Annotated in this window: 25 protein-coding genes; 19 read left to right on the forward strand and 6 right to left on the reverse strand. The window is 66.9% G+C overall.

Annotated elements, in window-relative coordinates:
* Position 1: 1 nt before the first annotated feature.
* The 4 genes from glp to AB3K92_RS27775 all read right to left on the reverse strand — a co-directional run bounded on the left by glp (position 2) and on the right by AB3K92_RS27775 (position 6429).
* A complete protein-coding gene (gene glp, locus AB3K92_RS27760) occupies positions 2-1300 on the reverse strand; it encodes a gephyrin-like molybdotransferase Glp (protein WP_369466234.1) in 1299 nt (432 codons plus the stop codon).
* Positions 1301-1405: 105 nt separating this feature from the next.
* A complete protein-coding gene (mobA, locus tag AB3K92_RS27765; RefSeq protein WP_369466235.1) occupies positions 1406-2023 on the reverse strand; it encodes a molybdenum cofactor guanylyltransferase MobA in 618 nt (205 codons plus the stop codon).
* 27 nt (positions 2024-2050) lie between these two features.
* Complete coding sequence (moaA, locus tag AB3K92_RS27770; RefSeq protein ID WP_021159709.1) at positions 2051-3163, reverse strand: GTP 3',8-cyclase MoaA; 1113 nt, start codon at positions 3161-3163, stop codon at positions 2051-2053.
* 131 nt (positions 3164-3294) lie between these two features.
* Positions 3295-6429: an Rne/Rng family ribonuclease gene (locus AB3K92_RS27775; RefSeq protein WP_369466236.1), complete on the reverse strand. Its 3135-nt coding sequence runs from the start codon at positions 6427-6429 to the stop codon at positions 3295-3297.
* Positions 6430-7150: 721 nt separating this feature from the next.
* Here AB3K92_RS27775 and AB3K92_RS27780 point away from each other — a divergent pair.
* From AB3K92_RS27780 to AB3K92_RS27795, 4 genes are read left to right on the forward strand one after another with little or no spacing between them, the layout of a single operon-like run.
* Complete coding sequence (locus tag AB3K92_RS27780) at positions 7151-8155, forward strand: RluA family pseudouridine synthase (RefSeq protein ID WP_059589887.1); 1005 nt, start codon at positions 7151-7153, stop codon at positions 8153-8155.
* An 11-nt stretch (positions 8156-8166) separates the two neighbouring features.
* Positions 8167-8826, forward strand: a complete 660-nt coding sequence (locus AB3K92_RS27785) for an HAD-IA family hydrolase (protein ID WP_027788016.1) — start codon at positions 8167-8169, stop codon at positions 8824-8826.
* Positions 8823-9224 carry a Rieske 2Fe-2S domain-containing protein gene (locus AB3K92_RS27790; protein ID WP_048022961.1) on the forward strand — a complete coding sequence of 134 codons (402 nt, stop codon included), beginning with the start codon at positions 8823-8825 and terminating at the stop codon, positions 9222-9224. Before AB3K92_RS27785 ends, AB3K92_RS27790 begins: the two co-directional genes overlap by 4 nt.
* 12 nt (positions 9225-9236) lie before the next feature.
* Entirely contained in the window at positions 9237-10229 is a 993-nt protein-coding gene (locus AB3K92_RS27795) for a S49 family peptidase (RefSeq protein WP_021159703.1), read from the forward strand.
* A 61-nt stretch (positions 10230-10290) separates the two neighbouring features.
* Here the strand turns inward: AB3K92_RS27795 and AB3K92_RS27800 are convergent, their stop codons facing one another.
* Together AB3K92_RS27800 and AB3K92_RS27805 are read right to left on the reverse strand one after the other, a co-directional pair.
* Entirely contained in the window at positions 10291-11013 is a 723-nt protein-coding gene (locus tag AB3K92_RS27800) for an SAM-dependent methyltransferase (protein WP_048249558.1), read from the reverse strand.
* On the reverse strand, positions 11010-11642 hold the full coding sequence (locus AB3K92_RS27805; RefSeq protein ID WP_369466237.1) for a Maf-like protein: 633 nt from the start codon (positions 11640-11642) through the stop codon (positions 11010-11012). The genes AB3K92_RS27800 and AB3K92_RS27805 overlap by 4 nt, the downstream gene beginning before the upstream one ends.
* A gap of 221 nt (positions 11643-11863) precedes the next feature.
* Here AB3K92_RS27805 and AB3K92_RS27810 point away from each other — a divergent pair, with 221 nt between their 5' ends.
* The 15 genes from AB3K92_RS27810 to lepA all read left to right on the forward strand — a co-directional run bounded on the left by AB3K92_RS27810 (position 11864) and on the right by lepA (position 25278).
* Positions 11864-12502 carry a DUF177 domain-containing protein gene (locus AB3K92_RS27810; protein WP_369466238.1) on the forward strand — a complete coding sequence of 213 codons (639 nt, stop codon included), beginning with the start codon at positions 11864-11866 and terminating at the stop codon, positions 12500-12502.
* Positions 12503-12600: 98 nt separating this feature from the next.
* A complete protein-coding gene (gene rpmF / locus AB3K92_RS27815) occupies positions 12601-12780 on the forward strand; it encodes a 50S ribosomal protein L32 (RefSeq protein ID WP_006051932.1) in 180 nt (59 codons plus the stop codon).
* A 129-nt stretch (positions 12781-12909) separates the two neighbouring features.
* Positions 12910-14016, forward strand: coding sequence for a phosphate acyltransferase PlsX (gene plsX / locus AB3K92_RS27820; protein ID WP_059486575.1), 1107 nt, complete (start codon positions 12910-12912; stop codon positions 14014-14016).
* Entirely contained in the window at positions 14017-15006 is a 990-nt protein-coding gene (locus tag AB3K92_RS27825; protein ID WP_042975163.1) for a beta-ketoacyl-ACP synthase III, read from the forward strand.
* A gap of 83 nt (positions 15007-15089) precedes the next feature.
* A complete protein-coding gene (fabD, locus tag AB3K92_RS27830) occupies positions 15090-16022 on the forward strand; it encodes an ACP S-malonyltransferase (RefSeq protein ID WP_369466239.1) in 933 nt (310 codons plus the stop codon).
* A 36-nt stretch (positions 16023-16058) separates the two neighbouring features.
* Entirely contained in the window at positions 16059-16808 is a 750-nt protein-coding gene (fabG, locus tag AB3K92_RS27835) for a 3-oxoacyl-ACP reductase FabG (RefSeq protein WP_006476504.1), read from the forward strand.
* Between the two features lie 144 nt (positions 16809-16952).
* Positions 16953-17192 (forward strand): acyl carrier protein, encoded by a 240-nt coding sequence (acpP, locus tag AB3K92_RS27840; RefSeq protein ID WP_004197638.1) that lies wholly within the window; start codon positions 16953-16955, stop codon positions 17190-17192.
* Between the two features lie 167 nt (positions 17193-17359).
* Positions 17360-18592, forward strand: a complete 1233-nt coding sequence (gene fabF, locus AB3K92_RS27845; protein ID WP_021159697.1) for a beta-ketoacyl-ACP synthase II — start codon at positions 17360-17362, stop codon at positions 18590-18592.
* 12 nt (positions 18593-18604) lie between these two features.
* Positions 18605-19069: a hypothetical protein gene (locus tag AB3K92_RS27850; RefSeq protein WP_060196093.1), complete on the forward strand. Its 465-nt coding sequence runs from the start codon at positions 18605-18607 to the stop codon at positions 19067-19069.
* A 91-nt stretch (positions 19070-19160) separates the two neighbouring features.
* Positions 19161-19760, forward strand: a complete 600-nt coding sequence (gene rpoE / locus AB3K92_RS27855) for an RNA polymerase sigma factor RpoE (protein WP_006490873.1) — start codon at positions 19161-19163, stop codon at positions 19758-19760.
* A gap of 86 nt (positions 19761-19846) precedes the next feature.
* Positions 19847-20464 (forward strand): sigma-E factor negative regulatory protein, encoded by a 618-nt coding sequence (locus AB3K92_RS27860; protein WP_027788009.1) that lies wholly within the window; start codon positions 19847-19849, stop codon positions 20462-20464.
* 5 nt (positions 20465-20469) lie between these two features.
* Entirely contained in the window at positions 20470-21522 is a 1053-nt protein-coding gene (locus AB3K92_RS27865; RefSeq protein WP_059620763.1) for a MucB/RseB C-terminal domain-containing protein, read from the forward strand.
* A gap of 16 nt (positions 21523-21538) precedes the next feature.
* Positions 21539-23041 (forward strand): DegQ family serine endoprotease, encoded by a 1503-nt coding sequence (locus AB3K92_RS27870; RefSeq protein WP_021159693.1) that lies wholly within the window; start codon positions 21539-21541, stop codon positions 23039-23041.
* Between the two features lie 7 nt (positions 23042-23048).
* Positions 23049-23285, forward strand: a complete 237-nt coding sequence (locus AB3K92_RS27875) for a glutaredoxin family protein (protein ID WP_027788006.1) — start codon at positions 23049-23051, stop codon at positions 23283-23285.
* A 199-nt stretch (positions 23286-23484) separates the two neighbouring features.
* Complete coding sequence (gene lepA / locus AB3K92_RS27880) at positions 23485-25278, forward strand: translation elongation factor 4 (RefSeq protein ID WP_021159691.1); 1794 nt, start codon at positions 23485-23487, stop codon at positions 25276-25278.
* The last annotated feature ends 14 nt before the right edge of the window (positions 25279-25292 follow it).

A 25292-nucleotide genomic window follows, 5' to 3' on the forward strand; every position in this document is an offset into this window, starting at 1 on the left:
TTCAGATCAGGCCGTCGAACGGCAGGATGTCGACCGGGGTGCCCGCGTCGACTGCTGCGGTATCGTGGCCCAGGACGATGAAACAGTTGGCGGCCGAGAGGCCGCTCAGCGACGCGGAACTCTGCGAGCCGGCGGGTGCGACGTGCCAGCGGCCGTCGGCGGCGCGTGTCGCGGTGCCGCGCAGGTAGTCGGTGCGGCCTGGGCGCGTCTTCAGCGCATGCGTGCTGAGTGCCGTATGCATCGCCGGCGGCTGGGCCTGCGCGCCGGCCAGCGTCAGCAGTGCGGGGCGCACGATCGCGTAGAACGTCACGGCGGACGCGACCGGATTGCCGGGCAGGCCGAAGAACAGCGCGTGACCGGTGTCACCGGGCGCGCGTGCGAGGGTGCCGCACGCGAGCGGCCGGCCGGGACGCAGCGCGAGGCTGGCGAACGTCACGTCGCCGAGCCGTGCCATCACGTCGCGCGTGAAATCGGCTTCGCCGACCGATACGCCGCCGGACGTGATCACCGCGTCGGCCTGCGCGGCGACGGCGTCGCGCAATGCGGCTTCGAGCGCGGCCGGGTCGTCGCGGACGATCCCGAGGTCGACCGCGTCGACATGCAGTCGTTCGAGCATCGCGATCAGCATCCCGCGATTGCTGTCGTACAGTGCGCCGGGGCCGAGGGGCTCGCCGGGCTCGCGCAGTTCGTCGCCGGTGGAGAACACGGCGACGCGCACGCGCCGGCGCACCGTGACCTCGGTGATGCCGAACGACGCAAGCAGCCCGAGATCGGACGGTCGCAGGATGCGGCCCGCGGCGAGCGCGCAGGCGCCGCGCGCGAGATCCTCGCCGGCCTTGCGGCAGTTCGCGCCGCGCGCGATGTCATGTGCGACGAAGCGAATCGTGTCGCCGTCGGCGCGCACGCTTTCCTGCGGAATCACCGTGTCGCATCCGGCCGGCATCGGCGCGCCCGTCATGATGCGCACGCATGATCCGGCCGCCACGGTGCCGTCGAACGGATGGCCGGCGAGCGCGGTGCCGGCGACCGTCAGCGCGACATCCGCTTGCGGCGCCGCGTGCGTGCAGGTGCTGCCGTCGAACGCGTAGCCGTCCATCGCCGAGTTGTCGTACGCGGGAATGTCGAACGGTGCGTTCACGTCGGCCGCGAGCACGCGGTCGAGCGCATCGCGCAGCGCCACCGTCTCGCACGCCGCGACGGGCACCGCACAGCGGCACGCGAGTGCCTGCGCGTCGGCGAGCGACAGCGGGGCATCGGAATCGGGGGCGCTTCGGGAGGCGGGCGAGGATTGCGTGATCATCAGTCGGACTGCGCCGCAAGGCGTATCGGGTTCGTGGCCGGTGGCGCGAGGAGGGTGCCTGGGCGCGGGTTTCGCGTGCGGCGGGCGGGAACCGCGCGAGTGCCGTCAGCGGCGGGCCAGCGCGGCGAGTTCCTGCCAGGAGTTGGCATTGTAAAACGCACGCTCGTCGTGAAACTCGACTTCGACCGTCTTGTGGCGTGCGTACCACGCACGCACCTTGCGGTCGCCGGCCGCGAGCCGGGCGGCGAGATCGTCGGCCAGCGACGTGCGCAGCAGCGCAAACGTCGGCTGCGGCGAGCGCGCCTGCTGCGCGTCGACGGTCACCGCCATGGCGATGTCGGCCTGCTGCGCGTCGAGCGCCGCGTGCAGCCGTGCGACGAGGTCGGCGGGCAGGTAGGGCGTATCGCATGGCGAACACGCGACGAGCGGCGCGCGTGCCGCCCGCATGCCGGCGAGCAGGCCCGCGAGCGGGCCGGGGAAGTCGGGCGTTTCGTCCGCGACGATGCGCGCGTCGAACGGCGCACCGAGTTCGGCATAACGATCGGCATGGCGATTCGCGCTGATCAGCGTTTCGTCGACCTGTGGCGAGAGGCGGCGCAGCACGTGCAGCGCGAGCGGCGTGCCGTCGAGCAACTGCAGGCCCTTGTCGATGCCGTCCATGCGTGTGGCCCGCCCGCCTGCGAGCAGCAGGCCGGCGATCGAGGGAGAGGTGGAAGCGGGCATCGCGAGAAGGCGGAAGGGCAGCGTGCGTCAGCCGCCGATATACGACATCTCGACACGCTTGCCGGCGCCGTCGGGCACGGTGTCGGCAGACGCGCTGCCGCGCAGCTGCGAATAACGATCGGTGCGGGCCTGCCAGATGCGGGCGATCGCGGTCGCGATCTCGGCGTCGCTCGCGCCGCCGCGCACGAGTGCGCGCAGGTCGTGGCCCGTCGACGCGAACAGGCACAGATACAGCTTGCCTTCGGTCGACAGCCGCGCGCGTGTGCAGTCGCCGCAGAAGGCCTGCGTGACGCTCGAAATCACGCCGAGCTCGCCGCTGCCGTCCGCATAGCCCCAGCGCTGCGCGGTTTCTGCCGCCGTGTGCGGCTCGAGCGGCACGAGCGGGAAGTGTTCGGCGATGCGTGCGATGACGTCCGCCGACGGCAGCACCTCGGTCATGTTCCAGCCGTTCGACGTACCGACGTCCATGTATTCGATGAAGCGCAGGATCACGCCGGTACCGCGGAAACGCTCCGCCATCGGCAGGATCTCGCTGTCGTTGGTGCCGCGCTTCACGACCATGTTGACCTTGACCGGCGCGAGGCCCGCGGCCTGGGCGGCGAAGATGCCGTCGAGCACGTCGGCGCTTGCGAACTCGGCATCGTTCATGCGCTTGAACAGCGTATCGTCGAGCGCGTCGAGGCTGACCGTCACGCGCGTGAGCCCGGCGTCCTTCAGCGCGCGTGCCTTGCGGGCGAGCAGCGAACCGTTGGTCGTGAGCGTCAGGTCGAGCGGGCGGCCGTCGTGCGTGGTCAGACGTGCGAGGCGTTCGATCAGGAATTCGAGATTCTTGCGCAGCAGCGGCTCGCCGCCCGTGATGCGGATCTTCTCGACGCCGTGTGCGACAAAGAGTCGCGCTACGCGTTCGATTTCCTCGTGCGTGAGCAGCGCGCTGTGCGGCAGGAACGGGTAGTCCTTGTCGAAGACGGCGCGCGGCATGCAGTACACGCAGCGGAAGTTGCAGCGATCCGTCACCGAAATGCGCAGGTCGCGCAGCGGCCTGGCGAGCGTGTCGGCCAGCGTGCCGTCCGGGGCGTGCGCGACGCCGGAGACGTCCGGCATCCCGCTGACGTCGGCGAGAGGAATGATGCGTCGGGACATGTTGAAAGAAGTGCGAACCAGACCTCTATTTTAGCCGCAAGCGGCGGGCCGGTCCGGTGGGCGGAAACCCGCAGCGCGGACGTGAAAAAGCCCGCCGGAGGCGGGCTTTTCCTGGTCGGGCGATGTGCCGGTCAGTGATGCGTCGTTTCGACCTGCTGCATCGGGGCCGTATCGACCGGCGGCAGTACCTTGCGTTCGCGCGGCACGCGAGCCGGGCGCGGGAGTCGCGACGCGGCTTCCTGCGCGGCGGCGAACTTGTCGGCGTCCGTGTTCACCCAGACGAGACCGGCCTGCTCCAGCACGACATCCAGGCTCGCCGAAGCGGGCGCGGCTGCCGGTTGTGCGGAAACCGGTGCCGGTGCCGGTGCTGCGACGGCCTCGACCGGCGCAGCTTCGACCGGTGCCGGCTCGACAGCCGCCGGAGCGGCTTCGATCGCCACGGCCGGCGCGGCTTGTTCGACGGGCGCGGACTGCGGTGCTTCGACCGCGGCAGGCGCTGCCGGCACTTCGAACGCGTCCGTCGGCGAAACCGCGACCGGAGCCGGACCGGCTTCCGTTTCGACGGCCGGTGCGACCGGAGCCGGTTCTGCCGCGTGGGCAACAACCGCCGGTTCGACCGGAGCCGCTTCGACGTGTACCGATGCCGGCTGCGGCTCGACAGCGGCCGGCGCGACCGGTTCGGCGTGGCGCTCGACCGCTGCTTCGGCGACGACGGCGCCTGCCGCAGCCGCGGCCACGACGACTGCCGGTGCGGCCGTGTGGGCCGGTTCGGCAGCAGCCGGTGCTTCCGGCGTCACGGCTTGTACGGCGGCTTCGCCATCTGCGCCTTGCTCGGCGTGGTCGACGACTGCGCCGTCTTCCTCGCGCTCGCGGCGACCGCCGCGGCGGCCGCGACGGCGACGGCGACGTTCCTCGCCATCACGCGCGCCGGCTTCCGCGTCGGCTGCCAGCTCGGCGCCGGGCAGGGCCTCGGCGACGGCCTTGTCGGCTTCCGGTTCCGGATGCGTTTCGCCACGGTTGACCGTTTCGAGCGTAGCCGCATGCTGGGTCGGCTTGCGGCGCTCGCCGCGCTCGCGACGTTCCTGGCGCTCGCCACGGCCGGCGGCCTCGACGCCTTCCGGCTGCTCGGCACGCTCGCGCGGTTCGCGGTTCTCGCGCGGCTCGCGGCTTTCACGCGGCTCGCGGCCTTCGCGCGGGCCACGGCCCTCGCGACCTTCGCGACCCTCACGGCCTTCGCGGATCTCGCGACCTTCACGCGGCTCACGGCCCTCGCGCGGTTCGCGGTTCTCGCGCGGCTCACGTGCTTCACGCACTTCCTTGCCTTCGCGTTCCTGGCGTTGCTGCTGGCCGCGGCCTGCAGCAGCCTGGTCGCGTCCGCCTTGTGCCTGCTGGGCGCCACCGCGACGGTTGCGGTTGCGATCGCCGCCGCGTTCGCCGCGTTGCTCGGACTTCTCGGCGCGTTCGCCGCGAGCCGGACGGGCTGCCTGCTCCTTCGCCGGCGCCGGGGCGACCGGTGCGGGCGCCGGAGCCGGTGCCACGCCGAACAGGCCCTTCAGCCAGCCGATGAAACCGCCGCTTGCCGGCGCGACGGGCGCGGGCGCGGCAACGGGTTCGACCGGACGCTGAGGTGCCGGGCTCGGTGCCGGACGCTCGGGCGTGATGCCCTTGACCGCGGCTTCCTGCTTCGGCTTCACTTCCGCCGCGCGCTTGCTGTAGCCGGTTTCCGACTCGAGTTCGCGGGCCGCTTCCTCGGCCATCTTCCAGGATGCGCGCGGATCGTCGAGGCGCGCGTCGTCGTGGCGCAGGCGCTCGAGCTTGTAGTGCGGCGTATCGAGGTGCTTGTTCGGGATCAACACGATGCCGACCTTGAAGCGCGACTCGATCTTGTTGATTTCCTGACGCTTTTCGTTGAGCAGGAAGGCGGTCACCTCGACCGGCACCTGGCAGTGGATCGCCGCGGTGTTTTCCTTCATCGCTTCTTCCTGAATGATCCGCAGGACCTGCAGCGCGGACGATTCGGTATCGCGGATGTGGCCGGTGCCGTTACAACGCGGGCAGGTCACATGGCTGCCTTCCGACAGGGCCGGACGCAGGCGCTGGCGCGACAGTTCCATCAGGCCGAAACGGGAGATCTTGCCCATCTGGACGCGCGCGCGGTCATGCTTGAGCGCGTCTTTCAGGCGCTGCTCGACTTCGCGCTGGCTCTTCGCCGATTCCATGTCGATGAAATCGATCACGATCAGGCCGCCGAGGTCGCGCAGGCGGAGCTGGCGGGCGACTTCGTCGGCCGCTTCGAGGTTCGTGCGGGTCGCCGTTTCCTCGATGTCCGCGCCCTTGGTCGCGCGGGCCGAGTTCACGTCGATCGCGACGAGCGCTTCGGTGTGGTCGATCACGATCGCGCCGCCCGACGGCAGCGGCACCGTACGCGAGTACGCGGTCTCGATCTGGTGCTCGATCTGGAAGCGGGAGAACAGCGGCACGTCGTCGTGGTAGCGCTTCACCTTCGCGACGTTGTCCGGCATCACGATATCCATGAATGCGCGGGCCTGATCGTGGATCTCGTTCGTATCGATCAGGATTTCGCCGATATCGGGCTGGAAATAGTCCCGGATCGCGCGGATCACGAGGCTCGATTCCAGGTAGATCAGCATCGGCTGGCCGGCGTTGCCGCTTTGCGACGCCGCTTCGATCGCGCGCCACAGTTGCAGCAGGTAGTTCAGGTCCCACTGCAGTTCCTCGGCGCTGCGGCCGATGCCCGCGGTACGGGCGATCATGCTCATGCCGTCCGGAATCTGCAGTTGCGCCATCGTTTCGCGCAGTTCCTGACGCTCGTCGCCTTCGATCCGGCGCGACACGCCGCCGCCGCGCGGGTTGTTCGGCATCAGCACCAGGTAGCGGCCGGCGAGCGAGATGAAGGTGGTGAGGGCGGCGCCCTTGTTGCCGCGCTCTTCCTTCTCGACCTGGACGATCAGTTCCTGGCCTTCGCGCAGTGCATCCTGGATGCGCGCGGAGCGCATGTCGATGCCTTCCTTGAAGTACTGGCGGGCGACTTCCTTGAACGGCAGGAACCCGTGGCGGTCTTCGCCGTAATTGACGAAGCACGCTTCGAGCGACGGCTCGATACGGGTGATGACACCTTTGTAGATATTGCCTTTGCGCTGTTCGCGCCCGGCGGTTTCGATGTCGATGTCGATGAGCTTCTGCCCATCGACGATGGCGACGCGCAGCTCCTCCTGCTGCGTCGCATTGAACAGCATGCGTTTCATGAACGGCTCCAGGCGGCTCCGCTGCCGGCGCCTCGCGGTTGTCAGTCGCGAGGGCGGGAACGACGGCAGGCCGCACCTTGTTGTGTTGTCACAAGCACGCTGGAGCGGGAACGATGGCGGGGAGAATTGCCTGAAGAGGCGCTTGGGCCCCGAAAGACGGGGCCGGCGGCCGTAGGGCACCTGCGAATACGGCTTCAAAGCACGGCGTTCACACACCGCACGCTGCAAAAGCGCGCTAAGCCTGTCCGGGCATTGCCACGGGCGCGCGCAATGCGTCGCGCGCGCCGACGGGCGGCAGATGCTGCGGCTTGGGCCGCAGCGGGGAGTATCGAATCCAGCCCGACTTTCCCGCTTGGGGTGTACTTCCCTGGTTTGACGTCGCCAAGTCCCGCACGCTTCGCGGAACCAAATCGGGCGCAACGCCGTAATTTTCGCAACCGGCAGCCTGCGGACGCACCTCGCGCCGTCGGGCTGCCGATCAAATTCTTTTCAACCAACTTTCCGTTACCGCGGCGCCTTGCCGACCGAATCCGCCTGTGGGCGCGATCCTTGCCGACGGGCGGCGCCGTGCGTGCAACTTGCTGCATCTCTTTGATTAGGGGCGAGCAGCGGACCCCCGGCGCAAGTAAAATAGCGGTTTGCGCTTGCGCCTTGCCCGATTCAGCCGGGGCCGGCCGATCAGGCCACCCACAACGTCAGGCTGGGCAAAATTATATTCAGTATGAATGAGTTAGGCAAAATATCCCAGAATTCGGTCGCAAGCGGCCAGGTATCGATGATCGAGATCGACGAAAACTCGGCCGGTCAGCGGATCGACAACTTCCTGTTGCGCGTCTGTAAAGGCGTGCCGAAAAGCCATATTTACCGGATCCTGCGCAGCGGCGAAGTGCGCGTCAACAAGGGCCGGATCGATGCGCAGTACCGCCTCGAACTGGGCGACCTCGTCCGCGTGCCGCCGGTGCGCGTCGCGGCGGCCGACCTCGCGCGCGCCGACACGCCCGTCGTGCCGCCCGCGAATTTCCACGTGCTGTACGAGGATGACGCGATGCTCGTCATCGACAAGCCGGCGGGGGTCGCGGTTCACGGTGGCAGCGGCGTCGCGTTCGGCGTGATCGAGCAGATGCGCCAGGCGCGCCCGCGCGCGAAATTCCTCGAACTGGTGCACCGGCTCGACCGCGAGACGTCCGGGATCCTGATGCTCGCGAAGAAGCGCACGGCGCTCGTCGGCCTGCACGAGCAGATTCGCGAGAACCGGATGGACAAGCGCTACTTCGCGTGCGTGCACGGCGAATGGCAGCCCGACTGGGGCCGCCGCCGCGCGGTGAAGGCGCCGCTGTTCAAGTATTCGACCCCGGAAGGCGAGCGCCGCGTGCGGGTGCAGGACGACGGGCTGCCGTCGCATACGGTGTTCAACCTCGTCGACCGCTGGCCGGACTACGCGCTCGTCGAAGCGGAACTCAAAACGGGTCGGACCCATCAGATCCGGGTGCATCTCGCGCATCTCGGCCTGCCGATCGCCGGCGACGCCAAGTATGGCGATTTCGCACTGAACAAGGCGCTGGCGCGCGCGAATGCGCAGCCGTCGCTGAAACGGATGTTCCTGCATGCGCACCGGCTGAAGCTCGCCCACCCGCTGACCGGCGAGGCGCTGCAGTTCGATGCGCCGTTGCCGGACGAATGCCGGCGCTTCCTCGACCAACTCAGCGCATTGCGCGATACCGCCTGAACCTGAACCGCATGGCTCGACAGCAATTTGACCTGATCGTCTTCGACTGGGACGGCACGCTGATGGATTCGACTGCGCACATCGCGCACAGCATCCAGGCCGCATGCCGCGATCTCGGCCTGCCCACGCCGTCCGACGAGGCGTCGCGCTACGTGATCGGCCTCGGCCTGCGCGACGCGCTGCAGATTACCGCTCCGACCCTCGATCCGTCCGACTATTCGCGGCTCGCCGAGCGCTACCGCTATCACTATCTGCTCGACGACCAACGCATCGAGCTGTTCGCCGGCGTGCGCGAACTGCTCGCCGAGCTGCGCGACACCGGTTATCTGCTCGCCGTGGCAACCGGCAAGGGCCGGGTCGGGTTGAATCGCGTGCTCGACCAGTCGAAGCTGACGAGCCTGTTCGATGCGACCCGCTGCGCGGACGAGACTTTCTCGAAACCCCATCCGGCGATGCTGCACGAGTTGTCCCGGGAACTGGGGCAGGATCTTTCCCGCACCGTGATGATCGGCGACACGACGCACGACCTGCAGATGGCCGCGAGTGCCGGGGCGGCCGGCGTCGGTGTCGCATACGGCGCGCACACGGCCGATGCGCTGGCTGCGCTCACGCCGCGCTTCGTCGCGCCGGACGTCGAGGCGCTGGCCGCGTGGTTGCGGGAGCACGCATGAGCGCGGCGCCGGACGCGATGCGCGTGTGTGCATCGGATGCCCTGGCCGACGGCGGTGCCGGCGTGCGCGTCGACGCGACGCTGCGCGGCGAGCAGGCCGTCGTGTTCTTCGTGCGCTACGAGGGGCGCGCATACGGTTACCTGAACCGCTGCGCGCATGTGCCGATGGAGCTCGACTGGGCCGAAGGCCAGTTCTTCGAATCGTCGGGCCTCTACCTGATGTGCGCGACGCATGGCGCGATCTACGAGCCGAACACCGGCAAGTGCGTCGGCGGCCCGTGCCGCGGCGGCCGGCTGCGGCCGGTCGAGGTCGACGAGCGCGACACGGCCGACGGGCGTGCGGTATTCTGGGTGCCCGACGCCGACCTGCGTCCCGCCGTTTCCGCCAAGACCGACTGACGACAATACCGCATGGCCGACCAACCGAATTCCCCGGATTCCTCCTCCCGTCCCGACAGCCGTGAACCGAACTGGGAGCGTGCGGCGCTCGAGCGGATCGCGCTTGCGGCCGTCAAGGAGCAGCGCGCGGCACGGCGCTGGAAGATCTTCTTCCGCTTCGCGTTCCTCGGCGTGTTCGTGCTGCTTGCGTTCGCGCTGATCGATTTCTCGAGCGATGCGAAGTTCTCGGCGAGCGGGCGGCATACGGCGCTCGTGACGATCGACGGCGAGATCGCCGCCGGCGTCAACGCGAACGCCGACGACATCAACACGGCGCTCGACGCCGCGTTCGACGACGACGGTACGGCCGGCGTCGTGCTGCGGATCAACAGCCCGGGCGGCAGCCCGGTGCAGGCCGGGATGGTCTACGACGAGATCCGGCGGCTGCGCGCGAAGCATCCGGACAAGCCGCTGTACGTCGTCGTGACCGACATGTGTGCGTCGGGCGGCTATTACATCGCATCCGCTGCCGACAAGATCTTCGTCGACAAGGCGAGCATCGTCGGGTCGATCGGCGTGCTGATGGACGGGTTCGGCTTTACCGGCCTGATGGGCAAGCTCGGCGTCGAGCGGCGCCTGCATACGTCAGGTGAAAACAAGGGCTTCTACGATCCGTTCTCGCCGGAGACGCCGAAGATGGACGCGCATGCGCAGGCGTTGCTCGACCAGGTGCACGCGCAGTTCATCAAGGCAGTGAAGGATGGCCGCGGCAAGCGGCTGCACGAGACGCCCGACATGTTCTCGGGCCTGTTCTGGACCGGCGAGAAGAGCGTCGAGCTCGGGCTCGCCGACGGCTTCGGCACGACCGACACGGTCGCGCGCGACGTGCTGAAGGCGCCCGATCTCGTCGACTATACGGTGAAGGAAAGCCTGACGAACCGTGTCGCGCGCAAGTTCGGCGCGGCCGTCGGCGGCGCCGCGATGAAGGCGCTGACGGCCGGCGGCGCGGCGGTCAGCCTGCGCTGACGGAAGCGGGCGGGCCGCGATGGCCCGCCGATCGGCTGCCGGGCAGCCACCGGTCGCGGCTTCAGTTCGCCAGCAGCAGGAAGATCGCAGGGCGCTTGTGCAGATTCGGCGCAGGCGCTTTTTTCCAGTCCGCCACGGTGCGGCTCGCGATCGTCTCGGTCGCGAGGGTCAGGTCGGCCGCGACGCAGATCTGCGTCGACGGTGCGCAGGTCGCGACGAGCGTGTCGAGCATCGCCTGATTCCGGTACGGCGTTTCGATGAAGATCTGCGTCTGGCGCGCCTTGCGTGACAGCTGCTCGAGTTCGCGCAGGCGTTTCGCGCGCGCAGCCGCGTCGACCGGCAGGTAGCCGTTGAACGCGAAGCTTTGGCCATTCAGGCCCGATGCCATCAGCGCGAGCAGGATCGAGCTCGGCCCGACGAGCGGCACGACCTTCACGCCGCGCTCGTGTGCGCGGCGCACCAGCAAGGCGCCGGGATCGGCGACGGCCGGGCAGCCGGCTTCGGATACGAGGCCGGCATCCGCGCCGGCCAGCACGGGCGCGAGCAGCCGGTCGATCTGGCCGGCCGGCGTATTGACGTTCAGTTCGCTGATCTCGATTTCCTGGATCGGGCGCGTCGTGCCGATCTTCTTCAGAAACGCGCGCGTCGTCTTCGCGTTCTCGCCGATGTAATAGCCGAGCGTGCCGGCGCGTGCCTGCACGGCCGCGGGCAGGACCGCCGCGAGCATCGATTCGTCGCCTTCGCCGAGCGTGTTCGGAACGAGATAGAGCGTGCCGGCCGTCATGCGCGGTCTCCACGGGTGGTTGCAAACAGTGGATATTCGGCGGCGCGCAGCATCCGCGTCAGCGCGATCAGCGGCAGGCCGACGAGCGCGGTCGGGTCGTCCGAGTCGATCGCGTCGAGCAGCGCGATGCCGAGCCCTTCCGACTTGGCGCTGCCGGCGACGTCGTACGGCGTTTCCGCGCGCAGGTACGCATCGAGTTCGGCCTCGGGCAGCGAGCGGAAACGCACGCGCGTGACGACGTCCTCGACCTGCGCTTCGCCCGTGCGGCTGTCATACAGGCAGAGCGCGCTGTGGAATTCGACTTCGCGGCCCTGCATCGACACGAGTTGCGCGAGCGCGCGCTCATGCGTGCCGGGCTTGCCGATCTGGCGCCCGTCGAAGGTCGCGACCTGGTCGGACCCGATCACGAGCACGCCGTCCGGCGCGTCGATCGTCGCGGCGACGGCGCGCGCTTTCGCGCCTGCAAGGCGTAGTGCGGTCGCGGCCGGCGTCTCGCCGTCGTGCGGGGTTTCGTCGAGGTCGGGCGACACGACGTCGAAGGGGATGCCGAGGCGCTCGAGGAGCGCGCGGCGGTAGCGTGAACTGGAGGCAAGAATCAGCCGCGGCGGGCGGCAAACGGTATCCGGCATGGTCGGTGGGATCGGTGAGTCGTCGGGTGTTGCGCAGCGTTGCTGCGGACGCAAGCTTAAGTGATTGACTGAAAAAGGTAAAACAGGTATGCTTTCCCGCTTTTCGTCGGCAGGCTTCCGTTGTGGTGGCGCCTGCCGGGTCTTCGGAAGTAAAGTACGGTCACCCGTACGCGAGCGGCACCAAGTCGGATCCGCAAGTCAGCCTGTAGGCAGGAGCGCACATGAACACTTCTTCTGGCAAACCTGCTGCGGCGCCACTTGATCCGCATGCAGTCGACCTGTTCGAGTTCGCCCGCAGCGGGCGGCAGGCAGCAGGCGCGGTGCGCCTCTCGCAACTGCCGCGCATGTTAAACGAAGTGCCTGCGGACGCGCCAGATCGCGACACGGTCTTCGCATGGCAGGCGGAAGGGTTCACCCAGAAGGAGTTGCAGGACGACGGCGCCGACGGGCAGCAGCCGTATCTGCGCCTCGCGGTGCACGGTCACGCGTGGCTCACGTGCCAGCGCTGCATGACCCCGTACGACCAGACGTTCGACGTCGACATGACGTACCGGGTCGTCGCGACCGAAGAAGAAGCTGAAGAATTTCCGCTCGACGACGATGAAGCCGATGTGATCGTGGGCTCACGCCAGTTCGATCTCGTCGACTTGATCGAAGAGGAATTGCTGCTTTCGTTGCCGCTCGTGCCCAAGCACGAGGTTTGCCCGGCAGTTCACGAAAGCCTCGTGTCGGGTGCGAGCGGTCCCGCGGAAGAGACGGACGAGGAGTCCGACGAAGCCGGGGACGAAGGCAAACGGCCGAATCCGTTCGCAGCGCTGGAAGCGCTGAAGAAGGGCGGTGACGGCACCAAGAAACACTAAGCAGTTGTGGCGCGGGAAGGCGTAAAGGCTTTGGGCCAGGGTAGTTAAGCGCCGGATCGGGCTGTGTTAGAATCCGGAAAATTATTTAGGAGTTAGTCATGGCAGTCCAGCAAAACAAGAAGTCGCCGTCGAAGCGCGGCATGCATCGTTCGCACGATTTCCTGACGGCAGCGCCGCTGGCAGTCGAGCCGAGCACGGGTGAAGTGCACCTGCGTCACCACGTCAGCCCGAACGGCTACTACCGCGGCAAGAAAGTCGTCAAGACGAAGAACGACTAAGCGTCAAGTCACGCGTTGCGCGCTACGTTTGCCGTTCGCGTGACAACTGGTTCGCTTGACACTTTCCTGGCTCAACAAAAAGGCGGCATTCAACTGCCGCTTTTTTGTGCCTGAAATTCGTCGCATTCCATGACCGTAAAGCTCACAATCGATTGCATGGGAGGCGACCACGGCCCGTCCGTGACCGTTCCCGCGGCAGTCAAGTTCGTCCGCGCGCATCCCGATGCGCACCTGATGCTCGTCGGCATCGAAAGCGCGATTCGCGCTCAGCTGAAAAAGCTGAAAGCCCTCGACGATCCCGCGCTGACCATCGTTCCCGCCACCGAAGTCGTGGCGATGGACGACCCTGTCGAAGTGGCGCTGCGCAAGAAGAAGGATTCTTCGATGCGCGTCGCACTCAACCACGTCAAGGAAGGCGCGGCGCAGGCCTGCATCTCCGCCGGCAATACCGGCGCGCTGATGGCCGTTTCCCGTTACGTACTCAAGACGCTGCCCGGCATCGAGCGGCCCGCGATCGCGTTCGCGCTGCCGAACCCGACCGGCTACACGATGATGCTGGACCTCGGCGCGAACGTCGACTGCGAACCGCAGCACCTGCTGCAGTTCGCGGAGATGGGGCACGCGCTCGTGGCCGCGCTCGAAGGCAAGGAGCGTCCGACGATCGGCCTCTTGAACATCGGCGAAGAGATGATCAAGGGCAACGAGACGATCAAGCGCGCAGGCGAACTGCTGCGCGCCAGCACGCTCAACTTCCGTGGCAACGTGGAAGGCAACGACATCTACAAGGGCACGGTCGACGTGATCGTGTGCGACGGCTTCGTCGGCAACGTCGCGCTGAAGACGTCCGAAGGGCTCGCGCAGATGCTGTCGGACATCATCCGCGAGGAGTTCGGCCGTTCGCTGATGTCGAAGCTGATGGCGCTGCTCGCGCTGCCGGTGCTGATGCGTTTCAAGAAGCGCGTCGATCACCGCCAGTACAACGGCGCGGCGCTGCTGGGGCTGAAGAGCCTCGTGATCAAGAGCCATGGTTCGGCCGATGCCTACGCGTTTGAGTGGGCAATCAAACGCGGGTATGATGCCGTCAAAAACGGCGTGCTGGAGCGCCTCACGCGTGCGATGGCGGATAATTCGGTGTCGCTCGGCGACGGCGAACACAACGCGGGCGGCGCGGGCCATGCAAGCCCCGCCGCAGGCCATCACGCCGAACCTTCCGCTGCGCAATCCTCTAAAGCATAAATGGCCCAATCGACTCTCTATTCCCGCGTGCTCGGCACGGGCAGCTACCTGCCGCCCGACCGCGTCACGAACCAGCAGTTGACCGATCGACTTGCGAAGGAAGGCATCGAGACGAGCGATGAATGGATCGTTGCGCGCACGGGCATCCATGCGCGCCATTTCGCCGCACCGGACGTCACGACCAGCGACCTCGCGCTCGAGGCGTCGCGTCGCGCGATTGAGGCCGCCGGCATCGATCCGCAGTCGATCGACCTGATCATCGTCGCGACTTCGACCCCCGATTTCGTGTTCCCGAGCACCGCGTGCCTGCTGCAGAACAAGCTCGGCATCAAGAACGGCGGCGCGGCCTTCGACGTACAGGCCGTGTGTTCGGGCTTCGCGTACGCGATGGCGACCGCCGACAGCTTCATCCGCAGCGGCCAGCACCGCACCGCGCTCGTGGTGGGTGCGGAGACGTTCTCGCGCATTCTCGACTTCAAGGACCGCACGACCTGCGTGCTGTTCGGCGACGGCGCGGGCGCGGTGATCCTGTCCGCGTCGGAAGAGCCGGGCGTGCTCGGCAGCGCGCTGCACGCGGACGGCAGCTACTCGAACATCCTGTGCACGCCGGGCAACGTCAATCGCGGCGTGATCGACGGCAGCGCGTTCCTGCACATGGACGGGCAGGCCGTGTTCAAGCTCGCGGTCAACGTGCTCGAAAAGGTCGCGATCGAAGCGCTCGCGAAGGCGAATCTCGCGCCCGAGCAGATCGACTGGCTGATTCCGCACCAGGCCAACATCCGCATCATGACCAGCACCTGCCGCAAGCTCGGCCTGCCGCAGGAGCGCATGGTCGTGACGGTCGACCAGCACGGCAACACGTCGGCCGCGTCGATTCCGTTGGCGCTCGACGCCGCGGTGCGCGACGGTCGCATCCAGCGCGGCCAGCACGTGCTGATCGAAGGCGTCGGCGGCGGCTTCACCTGGGGCGCGTCGGTCTTCCGCTACTGATCCGCGGCGCGCGACGGCTGCGCGCGGATCCCACCGGCGCGCCATTCGTGCGCGCCGTCCGAATCGATTCAATTGGGGACGATATGAAATTTGCATTCGTATTTCCGGGGCAGGGCTCGCAGGCGGTCGGCATGCTCAACGCATTCGCCGATCTGGCCGTCGTGCGCGAGACGCTCCAGGAAGCGTCCGATGCACTCAATCAGGATCTCGGCAAGCTGATCGCCGAAGGCCCGGCCGAAGAGCTGAACCTCACCGCCAACACGCAACCCGTGATGCTGACCGCGGCCTACGCGTGCTATCGCGCGTGGCAGCAGGCGGGCGGCCCGGCGCCGTCGATCGTCGCCGGACACAGCCTCGGCGAATACACGGCGCTCGTCGCCGCCGGCGCGCTCGCGTTCAAGGATGCCGTGCCGCTCGTGCGTTTTCGCGCGCAGGTGATGCAGACGGCCGTGCCGGTCGGCCAGGGCGGCATGGCCGCGATCCTGGGTCTCGATGACGACACGGTGCGTGCGGTATGCGCGGAAGCCGCGGAAGCGGGTGTCGTCGAGGCAGTGAACTTCAATGCACCTGCGCAGGTCGTTATCGCAGGCAACAAGGCCGCGGTCGAAAAGGCCTGCGAGATCGCGAAGGCGAAGGGCGCGAAGCGCGCGCTGCCGCTGCCGGTGTCGGCGCCGTTCCATTCGTCGCTGCTCAAGCCGGCGTCGGATCAGTTGCGCGACTACCTCGCGAACGTCGACGTGAAGGCGCCGCAGATTCCGGTCGTCAACAACATCGACGTCGCCGTGGTCAGCGATCCGGCCGCGATCAAGGACGCGCTGGTGCGCCAGGCCGCGGGCCCGGTGCGCTGGGTCGAGTGCGTGCAGCACATCGCAGGCACGGGCGTCACGCACGTGATCGAATGCGGTCCGGGCAAGGTGCTCGCTGGCCTGACGAAGCGCATCGACGGCAACCTGACGGGTGCGTCGGTGTTCGATCCGGCGTCGCTCGACGAAGCGCTCAAGCTGGTGACCGCCTGACGCGGCGCCTTTTCTCAAGAGACGGATATTCGATTCATGGACAAGACTCTCGATAAACAGGTTGCGATCGTTACCGGCGCATCGCGCGGCATCGGCCGTTCGATCGCGCTCGAACTCGCGCGCCTGGGCGCGACGGTGATCGGCACGGCGACGAGTGAGTCGGGCGCCGCTGCGATCACCGCGGCGTTCGCGGAAGCGGGCGTCACGGGTCGCGGTGCGGTGCTGAACGTCAACGACGCGGCAGCCGCCGAGGCGCTGATCGACGCGACCGTGAAGGAATTCGGCGCGCTGAACGTGCTCGTCAACAACGCGGGCATCACGCAGGACCAGCTCGCGATGCGGATGAAGGATGAAGACTGGGACGCGGTGATCGACACCAACCTGAAGTCGGTGTTCCGCCTGTCGCGCGCGGTGCTGCGCCCGATGATGAAGGCGCGTGGCGGCCGCATCATCAACATCACGTCGGTGGTCGGCTCGGCCGGTAACCCGGGTCAGGTCAACTATGCAGCCGCGAAGGCGGGTGTCGCGGGCATGACCCGTGCGCTCGCACGTGAAATCGGCAGCCGCGGCATCACCGTGAACTGTGTGGCGCCGGGCTTCATCGACACCGACATGACGAAGACGCTGCCGGAAGAACAGCAGGCCGCGCTCAAGACCCAGATTCCGCTCGGCCGCCTCGGCAGCCCGGAAGACATTGCCCACGCCGTCGCGTTCCTCGCATCGCCGCAGGCCGGTTACATCACCGGTACGACGCTGCACGTGAACGGCGGCATGTACATGTCGTAACGATTTTCGTTTACCATCCGCGCCGTATCCCGTTTTTCAGGCGGATCGGCGCTTGATCGACCATCAAGCCAACGCGCGTTTTGGCGTCAGCAAACCTGATAAAATGCGCGCACTTGTAAATCTGAACTTTCCCTCGGAGGGGTAATGGACAACATCGAACAACGTGTCAAGAAGATCGTCGCTGAACAACTGGGCGTCGCGGAAGCCGAGATCAAGAACGAAGCTTCGTTCGTGAACGACCTGGGCGCCGACTCGCTCGACACCGTCGAACTGGTGATGGCTCTCGAAGACGAGTTCGGCATGGAAATCCCGGACGAAGAAGCAGAGAAGATCACGACCGTTCAGCAAGCGATCGACTACGCTCGCGCAAACGTCAAGGCGTAACAGGCGCCTTTCGCGCTTGTCCGCCACGTCGCCGCGATCTTCGCGATTGACGCGCCATCCTGCCGGCCTCGCGCCGGACGGACTAACAGCCACAGGGCTCGCAGGGCTGGTTCCTGTGGCCACTGTGGCTTTTGTTTTTGTCATCCAATAATGGAAAAGAGGTTACCGTGAGCCGCCGTCGTGTTGTTGTTACAGGCCTGGGGCTGATTTCGCCTGTTGGCAATAATGTTGCCGACGGCTGGGCCAATCTCGTCGCCGGCAAGTCCGGCATTGCCACCGTCACGAAGTTCGACCCGTCGAACCTCGCCGTCCATTTCGCGGGCGAAGTGAAGGGGTTCAGCGCCGAGGAGTACATCCCGGCGAAGGAAGCCCGGAACATGGATACGTTCATCCATTACGGCATCGCCGCCGGTGTCCAGGCCATCAAGGACAGCGGGCTGGAAGTGAACGAAACCAATGCGGAGCGCATCGGCGTGCTGGTCGGTTCCGGCATCGGCGGCCTGCCGATGATCGAAGATACGCACCAGACCTACGTCGATCGCGGCGCGCGCCGGATTTCGCCGTTCTTCGTGCCGGGTTCGATCATCAACATGATCTCGGGTCACCTGAGCATCATGTTCGGGCTGAAGGGCCCGAACCTCGCGGCCGTCACGGCCTGCACGACCGGCCTGCACAGCATCGGCCTCGCGGCGCGCCTGATCCAGGCCGGCGACGCCGACGTGATGGTCGCGGGCGGCGCCGAATCGACGGTGTCGCCGCTCGGCATCGGCGGTTTCGCGGCAGCGCGCGCGCTGTCGACCCGCAACGACGATCCGGCCACCGCGTCCCGACCGTGGGACAAGGACCGCGACGGCTTCGTGCTGGGCGAAGGTGCGGGCGTGATGGTGCTCGAGGAATACGAAGCGGCAAAGGCACGCGGTGCGAAGATCTACGCGGAAGTCTCGGGTTTCGGCATGACGGGCGATGCGTACCACATGACCGCGCCGAACATGGACGGCCCGCGCCGCTGCATGGTCGCGGCACTGCGCGACGCCGGCGTGAACGCGGACGAGGTCCAGTACCTGAACGCGCATGGCACGTCGACGCCGCTGGGCGACAAGAACGAGTCCGACGCGGTGAAGGCGGCCTTCGGCGAGCATGCGTACAAGATCGTCGTGAACTCAACGAAGTCGATGACGGGCCACCTGCTGGGCGGCGCGGGCGGCCTCGAGTCGGTGTTCACGGTGCTCGCGCTGCACAACAACGTGTCGCCGCCGACCATCAACATCTTCAACCAGGACCCCGAGTGCGATCTCGATTACTGCGCGAACACCGCACGTGACATGAAGATCGACGTGGCCGTGAAGAACAACTTCGGCTTCGGCGGTACCAACGGCACGCTGGTGTTCAAGCGCGTCTGACGCCGCAGTCACTTGACGAGTCCATTCGATGCGCCGGCCGGGCGTCCGCAGCGCTTTGCGTTGCGGGCCTCGGCCGTGTCATATGTCGTGCTGGCCGCGTTCGTCGCGTCGGCTGCCGCGTCGGCCTACCTGTTCTGGGCGCCGCGCGCGGGCGCTGCCGCGGGCGCATGCGTGTCGGCCGTGACGGCCGCGCTGCTGGCCGTATGCGCCGCACGGGCCAGTGCCCGCCGGCTGCCGGCCGAGCTGCGGATCGACGCGTTCGGGGAAATCGCGGCGTTCGGCCGCACCGGGCGCCTGCTGGCCCGTGGCCGCGTGACGGGGCATGCGCACTGGAGCAGCCTGCTGCTGGTGCTGTCGGTCGGGCAGGGTGCCCGGCGAGCCCGGCCGCTGCTGATTCCGGCCGATGCGCTCGACGCCGCATCGTTCAGCGCGCTTTCCGTGCTGGCGAAGACGGCGGGCGCGGCGGGGCGGGCATGACGGCGGCGCGGTTACGTACCGTAACCAGCGTCCGGCGCGGGAACGTTACAATGACGCTCCGCGTTGCATCCCTAGTTAACGGATTTGTCAGGTGAGTGAAAAAGAAATCGATCAGGCTCTGGTCGAACGCGTACAGAAGGGCGACAAGGCGGCGTTCGAACTCCTGGTCTCCAAATACCACCGCAAGATCATTCGGCTGATCTCGCGCCTCGTGCGTGATCCCGCCGAGGTCGAGGATGTGGCCCAGGACGCGTTCATCAAGGCGTATCGTGCGCTGCCGCAATTCCGCGGCGAATCGGCGTTCTATACGTGGTTGTACCGAATTGCCGTCAACACGGCGAAGAACTACCTTGCGACGCAAGGCCGCCGGGCGCCGACCTCGACCGAGGCCGATGCGGAGGAAGCGGAAACTTTCTCCGACGCAGACCAACTAAGGGATATCAACACGCCTGAGTCGATGTTGATGAGCAAGCAGATTGCCGAGACGGTCAACGCTGCCATGGCTCTGCTGCCCGAGGAACTGCGCCAGGCAATTACGCTGCGCGAGATCGAGGGCCTGAGCTACGAAGAGATCGCGGAAATGATGGGCTGTCCGATCGGGACGGTCCGGTCGCGGATCTTCCGTGCACGCGAGGCAATCGCTGCCAAATTGCGTCCGCTGCTCGATACGCCCGAAGGCAAGCGCTGGTAAGCGCGACAGGCGGAGCGACGCGGGTCGGGGTCTAGTTACGGTTAGAGTCGTGAAGTCACGACGGGGTGTGCAAGATGGGGAGCATCATGGGGTCGGTCAATACGCAGTCGCAAGCGTGCTCGCGCGGCGAGCGCCTTTCCGCGCTGGTCGACGGCGAAATGTTCGATGGCCCGGACAACGGGCAGTTTCTGGCTGAGCTCAACCGCGCGGATCGCGCTGCGTGGGCCCATTACCACCTGATCGGCGATGCGCTGCGCTCGGACGAACTGGCGCTGTCGCCCGCGCTGAGCGTCGCGTTCACCGCGCGCATGTCGGCTGCGCTCGAAAGCGAGCCGCACCTGCTCGCGCCGGCGGCCGCGCCGGTCGCGCGCAAGCTGCTGTCGCTGCGCCGGCGCGTCGTGCCCGCGTTCGCGGTTGCCGCCGCGGCGGCCACGCTGACGTGGATCGTCGTCCCGCAAATGCAGACGGCCGGTGCCCCGGGCGCCGTCCAGGTCGCGTCGGCCGGTGCGCCGCAAGGCGGCAACCTGCAGCGCGTGACGGTTGCGCAGGCATCGGCCCAGCCGGGGCTGCAGGACGTCAACATCATCCGCGACGCCAGCCTCGACCAATACCTTGAAGCGCACCAGCAATTCGCGCAGCAGCCCGTCGTCACGGGTTCGATGCCGCTGATCCGCGCTGCCGTGACCACCACGCCAGGCCAATAAACCCGATGCGGACATTGCAGTTGAATCAAGCCATCTCCGGATGGAAGCGGCTGCCGGCCCTCCTGCTTTGCGCAGCCGCCCTGTTGTCCGTTCAATCCCTTCCCGCCAGCGCCCAGCAACCGGACGATCCCGTCGCGACCCGCAAGGGTGCCGCGGACTGGCTCGACCGCGTCCAGCAAGCGGCGCAGCAGCAGAGCTACGAAGGCACGTTCGTCTATCAGCGCGGCGGGTATGTGCAGTCGTCGCGCATTGCGCACGTCGCGTCCCGCGACGGCGAATTCGAACGCATCGAGACGCTCGACGGCAAGCCGCGCAAGCTGCTGCGCCACAACGACGAGCTGTACACGTTCGTACCCGAGCGCAAGCTGTGCGTGGTCGAGCGCCGTCAGACGCGCGACTCGTTCCCCGCGCTGCTCGGCGCGAGCGGCGAGCACGTGATGTCCGTCTACGACGCGAAGTCGCTCGGCAAGGATCGCGTCGCGGGGATCGACGCGCAGGTCGTCGAGCTCGCGCCGAAGGACGCATACCGCTTCACGTACAAGCTGTGGGCCGACGCGCGCACGGGGCTGCTGCTGCGTTCGCAGACGCTCGATGCGAACGATCATGTGCTCGAGCAGATCGCTTTCTCGCAATTGCAGACGGGCGGCGCAAGCGGCGACAAGGCCGCGATCGCGGCCGGCATGCGCAACCTGAGCGGCTGGACGGTCGTACGCCCGCCGGTCGCGACGGTCGACATGGAAGCGCAGGGCTGGCAACTCGCACCGAGTGTTGCCGGTTTCCAGAAGATTCGCGAAGTGCGCCGGCCGATGGCCGCGCGCGACGCGGGTGAGCCGCCGATTCCGGTCGATCAGGCCGTCTTCACCGACGGTCTCGCGACGATCTCGGTTTTCATCGAGCCGGCCGAAAAGAATACGCGCAAGGAAGGCGCGGGCAGCACCGGTGCAACGAACGTTCTCGTGAAGCGCCGCGGCGACTACTGGATCACCGTGCTCGGCGAAGTGCCGCCGGCGACGTTGCAGCAGTTCGCGTCTGCCATAGAATACAAGGCTTCCAAGTAACGCTACGGCTTCCGACATGATGAAACTCACGCTGCGCAAATGGCTCGCGGCGGCGGCGTTGTCTGCCTGCCTGCCGCTCGTGCCACATACCGCGGTCGCGGTGACGGCTCCCGCTGCCAGCCTGCCCGACTTCGCCGATCTGGTCGAAAAGGTCGGGCCGGCCGTCGTGAACATCCGGACCACCGCCAACGTGCCGACGAGCAGCGGCCCGCGCGGGATGCTCCCGCCGGGCTTCGACAACGGCGACATGTCGGAATTCTTCCGGCGCTTCTTCGGCATTCCGCTGCCGCAGGCGCCCGGCAACGGTGGCGGCAACGGTGGCGGCAACCCGAAGAACGCGCCGGCGCCGGACAATCCCCCCGACACCGAACAGAATCGCGGCGTCGGCTCGGGTTTCATCGTGTCGGCCGACGGTTACGTGATGACCAATGCGCACGTCGTCGACGATGCGGACACCATCTACGTGACGCTGACCGACAAGCGCGAATTCAAGGCGAAGCTGATCGGCGTCGACGATCGCACGGACGTCGCGGTCGTCAAGATCCAGGCGTCGAACCTGCCGGTCGTCGCGATCGGCGATTCGAACAAGGTGCGTGTCGGCGAGTGGGTCGTCGCGATCGGTTCGCCGTTCGGCCTCGACAACACGGTGACGGCCGGCATCGTCAGCTCGAAGAGCCGCAACACGGGCGACTACCTGCCGTTCATCCAGACCGACGTCGCCGTGAACCCCGGCAACTCGGGCGGCCCGCTGATCAACATGCAGGGCGAAGTGATCGGCATCAACTCGCAGATCTACAGCCGTACCGGCGGCTTCATGGGCATCTCGTTCGCGATTCCGATCGACGAGGCGATGCGCGTGGCCGACCAGCTGAAGGCGACGGGCAAGGTCACGCGCGGCCGGATCGCGGTGGCGATCGGCGAAGTGACGAAGGACGTGGCCGATTCGATCGGGCTGCCGAAGGCGGAGGGCGCGCTCGTCAGCAGCGTCGAGCCGGGCGGGCCGGCCGACAAGGCGGGCATCCAGCCGGGCGACATTATCCTGAAGTTCAATGGCCGTTCGGTCGACACGGCGTCGGATCTGCCGCGCATGGTCGGCGACACGAAGCCGGGCACGAAGGCGACGGTCAGCGTGTGGCGCAAGGGTCAGGCACGCGATCTGCCGATCACGATCGCGGAAACCCCGGCCGAATCGACGGCGAAGGCCGAGCAGCGCAAGAACGCGCCGCAGAAGCCGCGCCAGGCCAACTCGCTCGGTCTGACGGTCAGCGACCTGACGGCGGAGCAGATGAAGACGCTGAAGCTGAAGAACGGCGTGCAGATCGACGGCGTCGACGGCCCGGCCGCCCGTGCGGGCCTGCAGCGCGGCGACATCGTGCTGCGTGTCGGCGACACCGATATCACGAACGCGAAGCAGTTCGCCGAAGTGACCGCGCAGCTCGATCCTCAGAAGGCGGTCGCGGTACTCGTGCGGCGCGGCGACAACACGCAGTTCGTGCCCGTGCGGCCGCGCCAGAAATAACGCGCCGATGTTCACGCTCTACGGCCGCGGCTGGTGCCACCTGTGCGACGACATGCGCGACGCACTGGCGCCGGTGGCGGCCGAATTCGGCGTTGCGGTCGATTACATCGACATCGATACCGATGCGGCACTCGTCGCCCGCTACGACGAGGACGTGCCCGTGCTGCTGCTGGACGGTGCGGAAGTGTGCCGCCACCGGTTCGACGCCGCGAAGGTGCACGACGCGCTCGCGGCCCGGCGCTGAAGCCGGGCTGCTGCCTTGCGGCGACGTCTGGTACCGGGCTATGCCCGGCGGGCGGCCCCGGCAGGGTGCCGCGCGGGCCGGCGTTGGAAATACCGCCCGGCGAAGGCCTTTTCGGCTAAAATAAGCCGTTTTTTCACCGACTTACACAAGGCGTGCTCAGCGGTCGTCGAGCGCGCCTTTTTCGCTTGATCGGCACTGAATGGATCATATTCGCAATTTCTCGATCATCGCGCACATCGACCATGGCAAGTCGACGCTCGCGGATCGCATCATCCAGGTATGCGGCGGCCTCGCCGACCGTGAAATGGAAGCGCAGGTGCTCGACTCGATGGATATCGAGCGCGAGCGCGGCATCACGATCAAGGCGCAGACAGCCGCGCTGTCCTATCGCGCGCGCGACGGCAAGGTCTACAACCTGAACCTGATCGACACGCCGGGGCACGTCGACTTCTCGTACGAAGTCAGCCGTTCGCTGTCCGCGTGCGAAGGCGCGCTGCTGGTCGTCGATGCGAGCCAGGGCGTCGAGGCGCAGACGGTCGCGAACTGCTATACGGCGATCGAGCTCGGCGTCGAGGTCGTTCCCGTGCTGAACAAGATCGACCTGCCGGCCGCGAACCCCGAGAACGCGATCGAGGAGATCGAGGACGTGATCGGCATCGACGCGACCGACGCGACGCGCTGCAGCGCGAAGACGGGGCTCGGCGTCGAGGATGTCCTCGAAGCGCTGATCGCGAAGGTGCCGCCGCCGAAGGGCGATCCGGCCGCGCCGCTGCAGGCGCTGATCATCGACTCGTGGTTCGACAACTACGTTGGTGTCGTGATGCTGGTGCGCATCGTCAACGGCACGCTGCGTCCGAAGGACAAGATCAAGATGATGGCGACCGGCGCGCAGTATCCGGTCGAGCACGTCGGCGTGTTCACGCCGAAATCGCGCAATCTCGAATCGCTGTCGGCCGGGCAGGTCGGCTTCATCATCGCCGGCATCAAGGAACTGACGGCCGCGAAGGTCGGCGATACCGTCACGCATGCGACCAAGGCTGCTGCCGAGCCGCTGCCGGGCTTCAAGGAAGTGAAGCCGCAGGTGTTCGCGGGGCTGTATCCGGTTGAGGCGAACCAGTACGACGCGCTGCGCGAATCGCTCGAGAAGCTGAAGCTGAACGACGCGTCGCTGCAGTACGAGCCGGAAGTGTCGCAGGCGCTCGGTTTCGGTTTCCGCTGCGGCTTCCTCGGGCTGCTGCACATGGAAATCGTGCAGGAGCGGCTCGAGCGCGAGTTCGACATGGATCTCATCACGACCGCACCGACGGTCGTCTACGAGGTCGTGCAGAGCGACGGCTCGACGATCATGGTCGAGAACCCGGCGAAGATGCCGGAGCCCGGCCGCATCGCCGAGGTGCGCGAGCCGATCGTCACCGTGAACCTGTACATGCCGCAGGACTACGTGGGCTCGGTGATCACGCTGTGCGAGCAGAAGCGCGGCTCGCAGATCAACATGCAGTATCACGGGCGCCAGGTGCAGCTTACGTACGAGATCCCGATGGCCGAGATCGTGCTCGACTTCTTCGATCGCCTGAAGTCGGTGTCGCGCGGCTACGCGTCGATGGACTACGAGTTCAAGGAATACCGTTCGTCGGACGTCGTGAAGGTCGACATGCTGATCAACGGCGACAAGGTCGATGCGCTGTCGATCATCGTGCACCGCTCGCAGTCGCAATACCGCGGCCGCGAAGTGGCCGCGAAGATGCGCGAGATCATCCCGCGCCAGATGTACGACGTGGCGATCCAGGCCGCGATCGGCGCGCACATCGTCGCGCGCGAGAACATCAAGGCGCTGCGCAAGAACGTGCTTGCGAAGTGCTACGGCGGCGACATCACGCGAAAGAAGAAACTGCTCGAAAAGCAGAAGGAAGGCAAGAAACGGATGAAGCAGGTGGGTTCGGTCGAGATCCCGCAGGAAGCGTTCCTTGCGATCTTGCGCGTCGAAGACAAATAACAGGACTGTTCCTT

Origin of the sequence: Burkholderia sp. Bmkn7 (assembly GCF_041103175.1) — a bacterium.
Taxonomy (GTDB): Bacteria; Pseudomonadota; Gammaproteobacteria; order Burkholderiales; family Burkholderiaceae; genus Burkholderia; species Burkholderia cepacia.

Coding starts and splice junctions, on each gene's coding strand:
- AB3K92_RS27825 (WP_042975163.1), top strand. CDS start 14,017: ATGGCCCAATCGACTCTCTATTCCCGCGTGCTCGGCACGGGCAGCTAC.
- AB3K92_RS27790 (WP_048022961.1), top strand. CDS start 8,823: ATGAGCGCGGCGCCGGACGCGATGCGCGTGTGTGCATCGGATGCCCTG.
- mobA (WP_369466235.1), bottom strand. CDS start 2,023: ATGCCCGCTTCCACCTCTCCCTCGATCGCCGGCCTGCTGCTCGCAGGC.
- plsX (WP_059486575.1), top strand. CDS start 12,910: ATGACCGTAAAGCTCACAATCGATTGCATGGGAGGCGACCACGGCCCG.
- lepA (WP_021159691.1), top strand. CDS start 23,485: ATGGATCATATTCGCAATTTCTCGATCATCGCGCACATCGACCATGGC.
- moaA (WP_021159709.1), bottom strand. CDS start 3,163: ATGTCCCGACGCATCATTCCTCTCGCCGACGTCAGCGGGATGCCGGAC.
- acpP (WP_004197638.1), top strand. CDS start 16,953: ATGGACAACATCGAACAACGTGTCAAGAAGATCGTCGCTGAACAACTG.
- AB3K92_RS27775 (WP_369466236.1), bottom strand. CDS start 6,429: ATGAAACGCATGCTGTTCAATGCGACGCAGCAGGAGGAGCTGCGCGTC.
- AB3K92_RS27805 (WP_369466237.1), bottom strand. CDS start 11,642: ATGCCGGATACCGTTTGCCGCCCGCCGCGGCTGATTCTTGCCTCCAGT.
- glp (WP_369466234.1), bottom strand. CDS start 1,300: ATGATCACGCAATCCTCGCCCGCCTCCCGAAGCGCCCCCGATTCCGAT.
- AB3K92_RS27780 (WP_059589887.1), top strand. CDS start 7,151: ATGAATGAGTTAGGCAAAATATCCCAGAATTCGGTCGCAAGCGGCCAG.
- AB3K92_RS27795 (WP_021159703.1), top strand. CDS start 9,237: ATGGCCGACCAACCGAATTCCCCGGATTCCTCCTCCCGTCCCGACAGC.
- AB3K92_RS27810 (WP_369466238.1), top strand. CDS start 11,864: ATGAACACTTCTTCTGGCAAACCTGCTGCGGCGCCACTTGATCCGCAT.
- AB3K92_RS27860 (WP_027788009.1), top strand. CDS start 19,847: ATGGGGTCGGTCAATACGCAGTCGCAAGCGTGCTCGCGCGGCGAGCGC.
- rpmF (WP_006051932.1), top strand. CDS start 12,601: ATGGCAGTCCAGCAAAACAAGAAGTCGCCGTCGAAGCGCGGCATGCAT.
- AB3K92_RS27785 (WP_027788016.1), top strand. CDS start 8,167: ATGGCTCGACAGCAATTTGACCTGATCGTCTTCGACTGGGACGGCACG.
- fabD (WP_369466239.1), top strand. CDS start 15,090: ATGAAATTTGCATTCGTATTTCCGGGGCAGGGCTCGCAGGCGGTCGGC.
- AB3K92_RS27875 (WP_027788006.1), top strand. CDS start 23,049: ATGTTCACGCTCTACGGCCGCGGCTGGTGCCACCTGTGCGACGACATG.
- AB3K92_RS27865 (WP_059620763.1), top strand. CDS start 20,470: ATGCGGACATTGCAGTTGAATCAAGCCATCTCCGGATGGAAGCGGCTG.
- fabG (WP_006476504.1), top strand. CDS start 16,059: ATGGACAAGACTCTCGATAAACAGGTTGCGATCGTTACCGGCGCATCG.
- AB3K92_RS27870 (WP_021159693.1), top strand. CDS start 21,539: ATGATGAAACTCACGCTGCGCAAATGGCTCGCGGCGGCGGCGTTGTCT.
- AB3K92_RS27800 (WP_048249558.1), bottom strand. CDS start 11,013: ATGACGGCCGGCACGCTCTATCTCGTTCCGAACACGCTCGGCGAAGGC.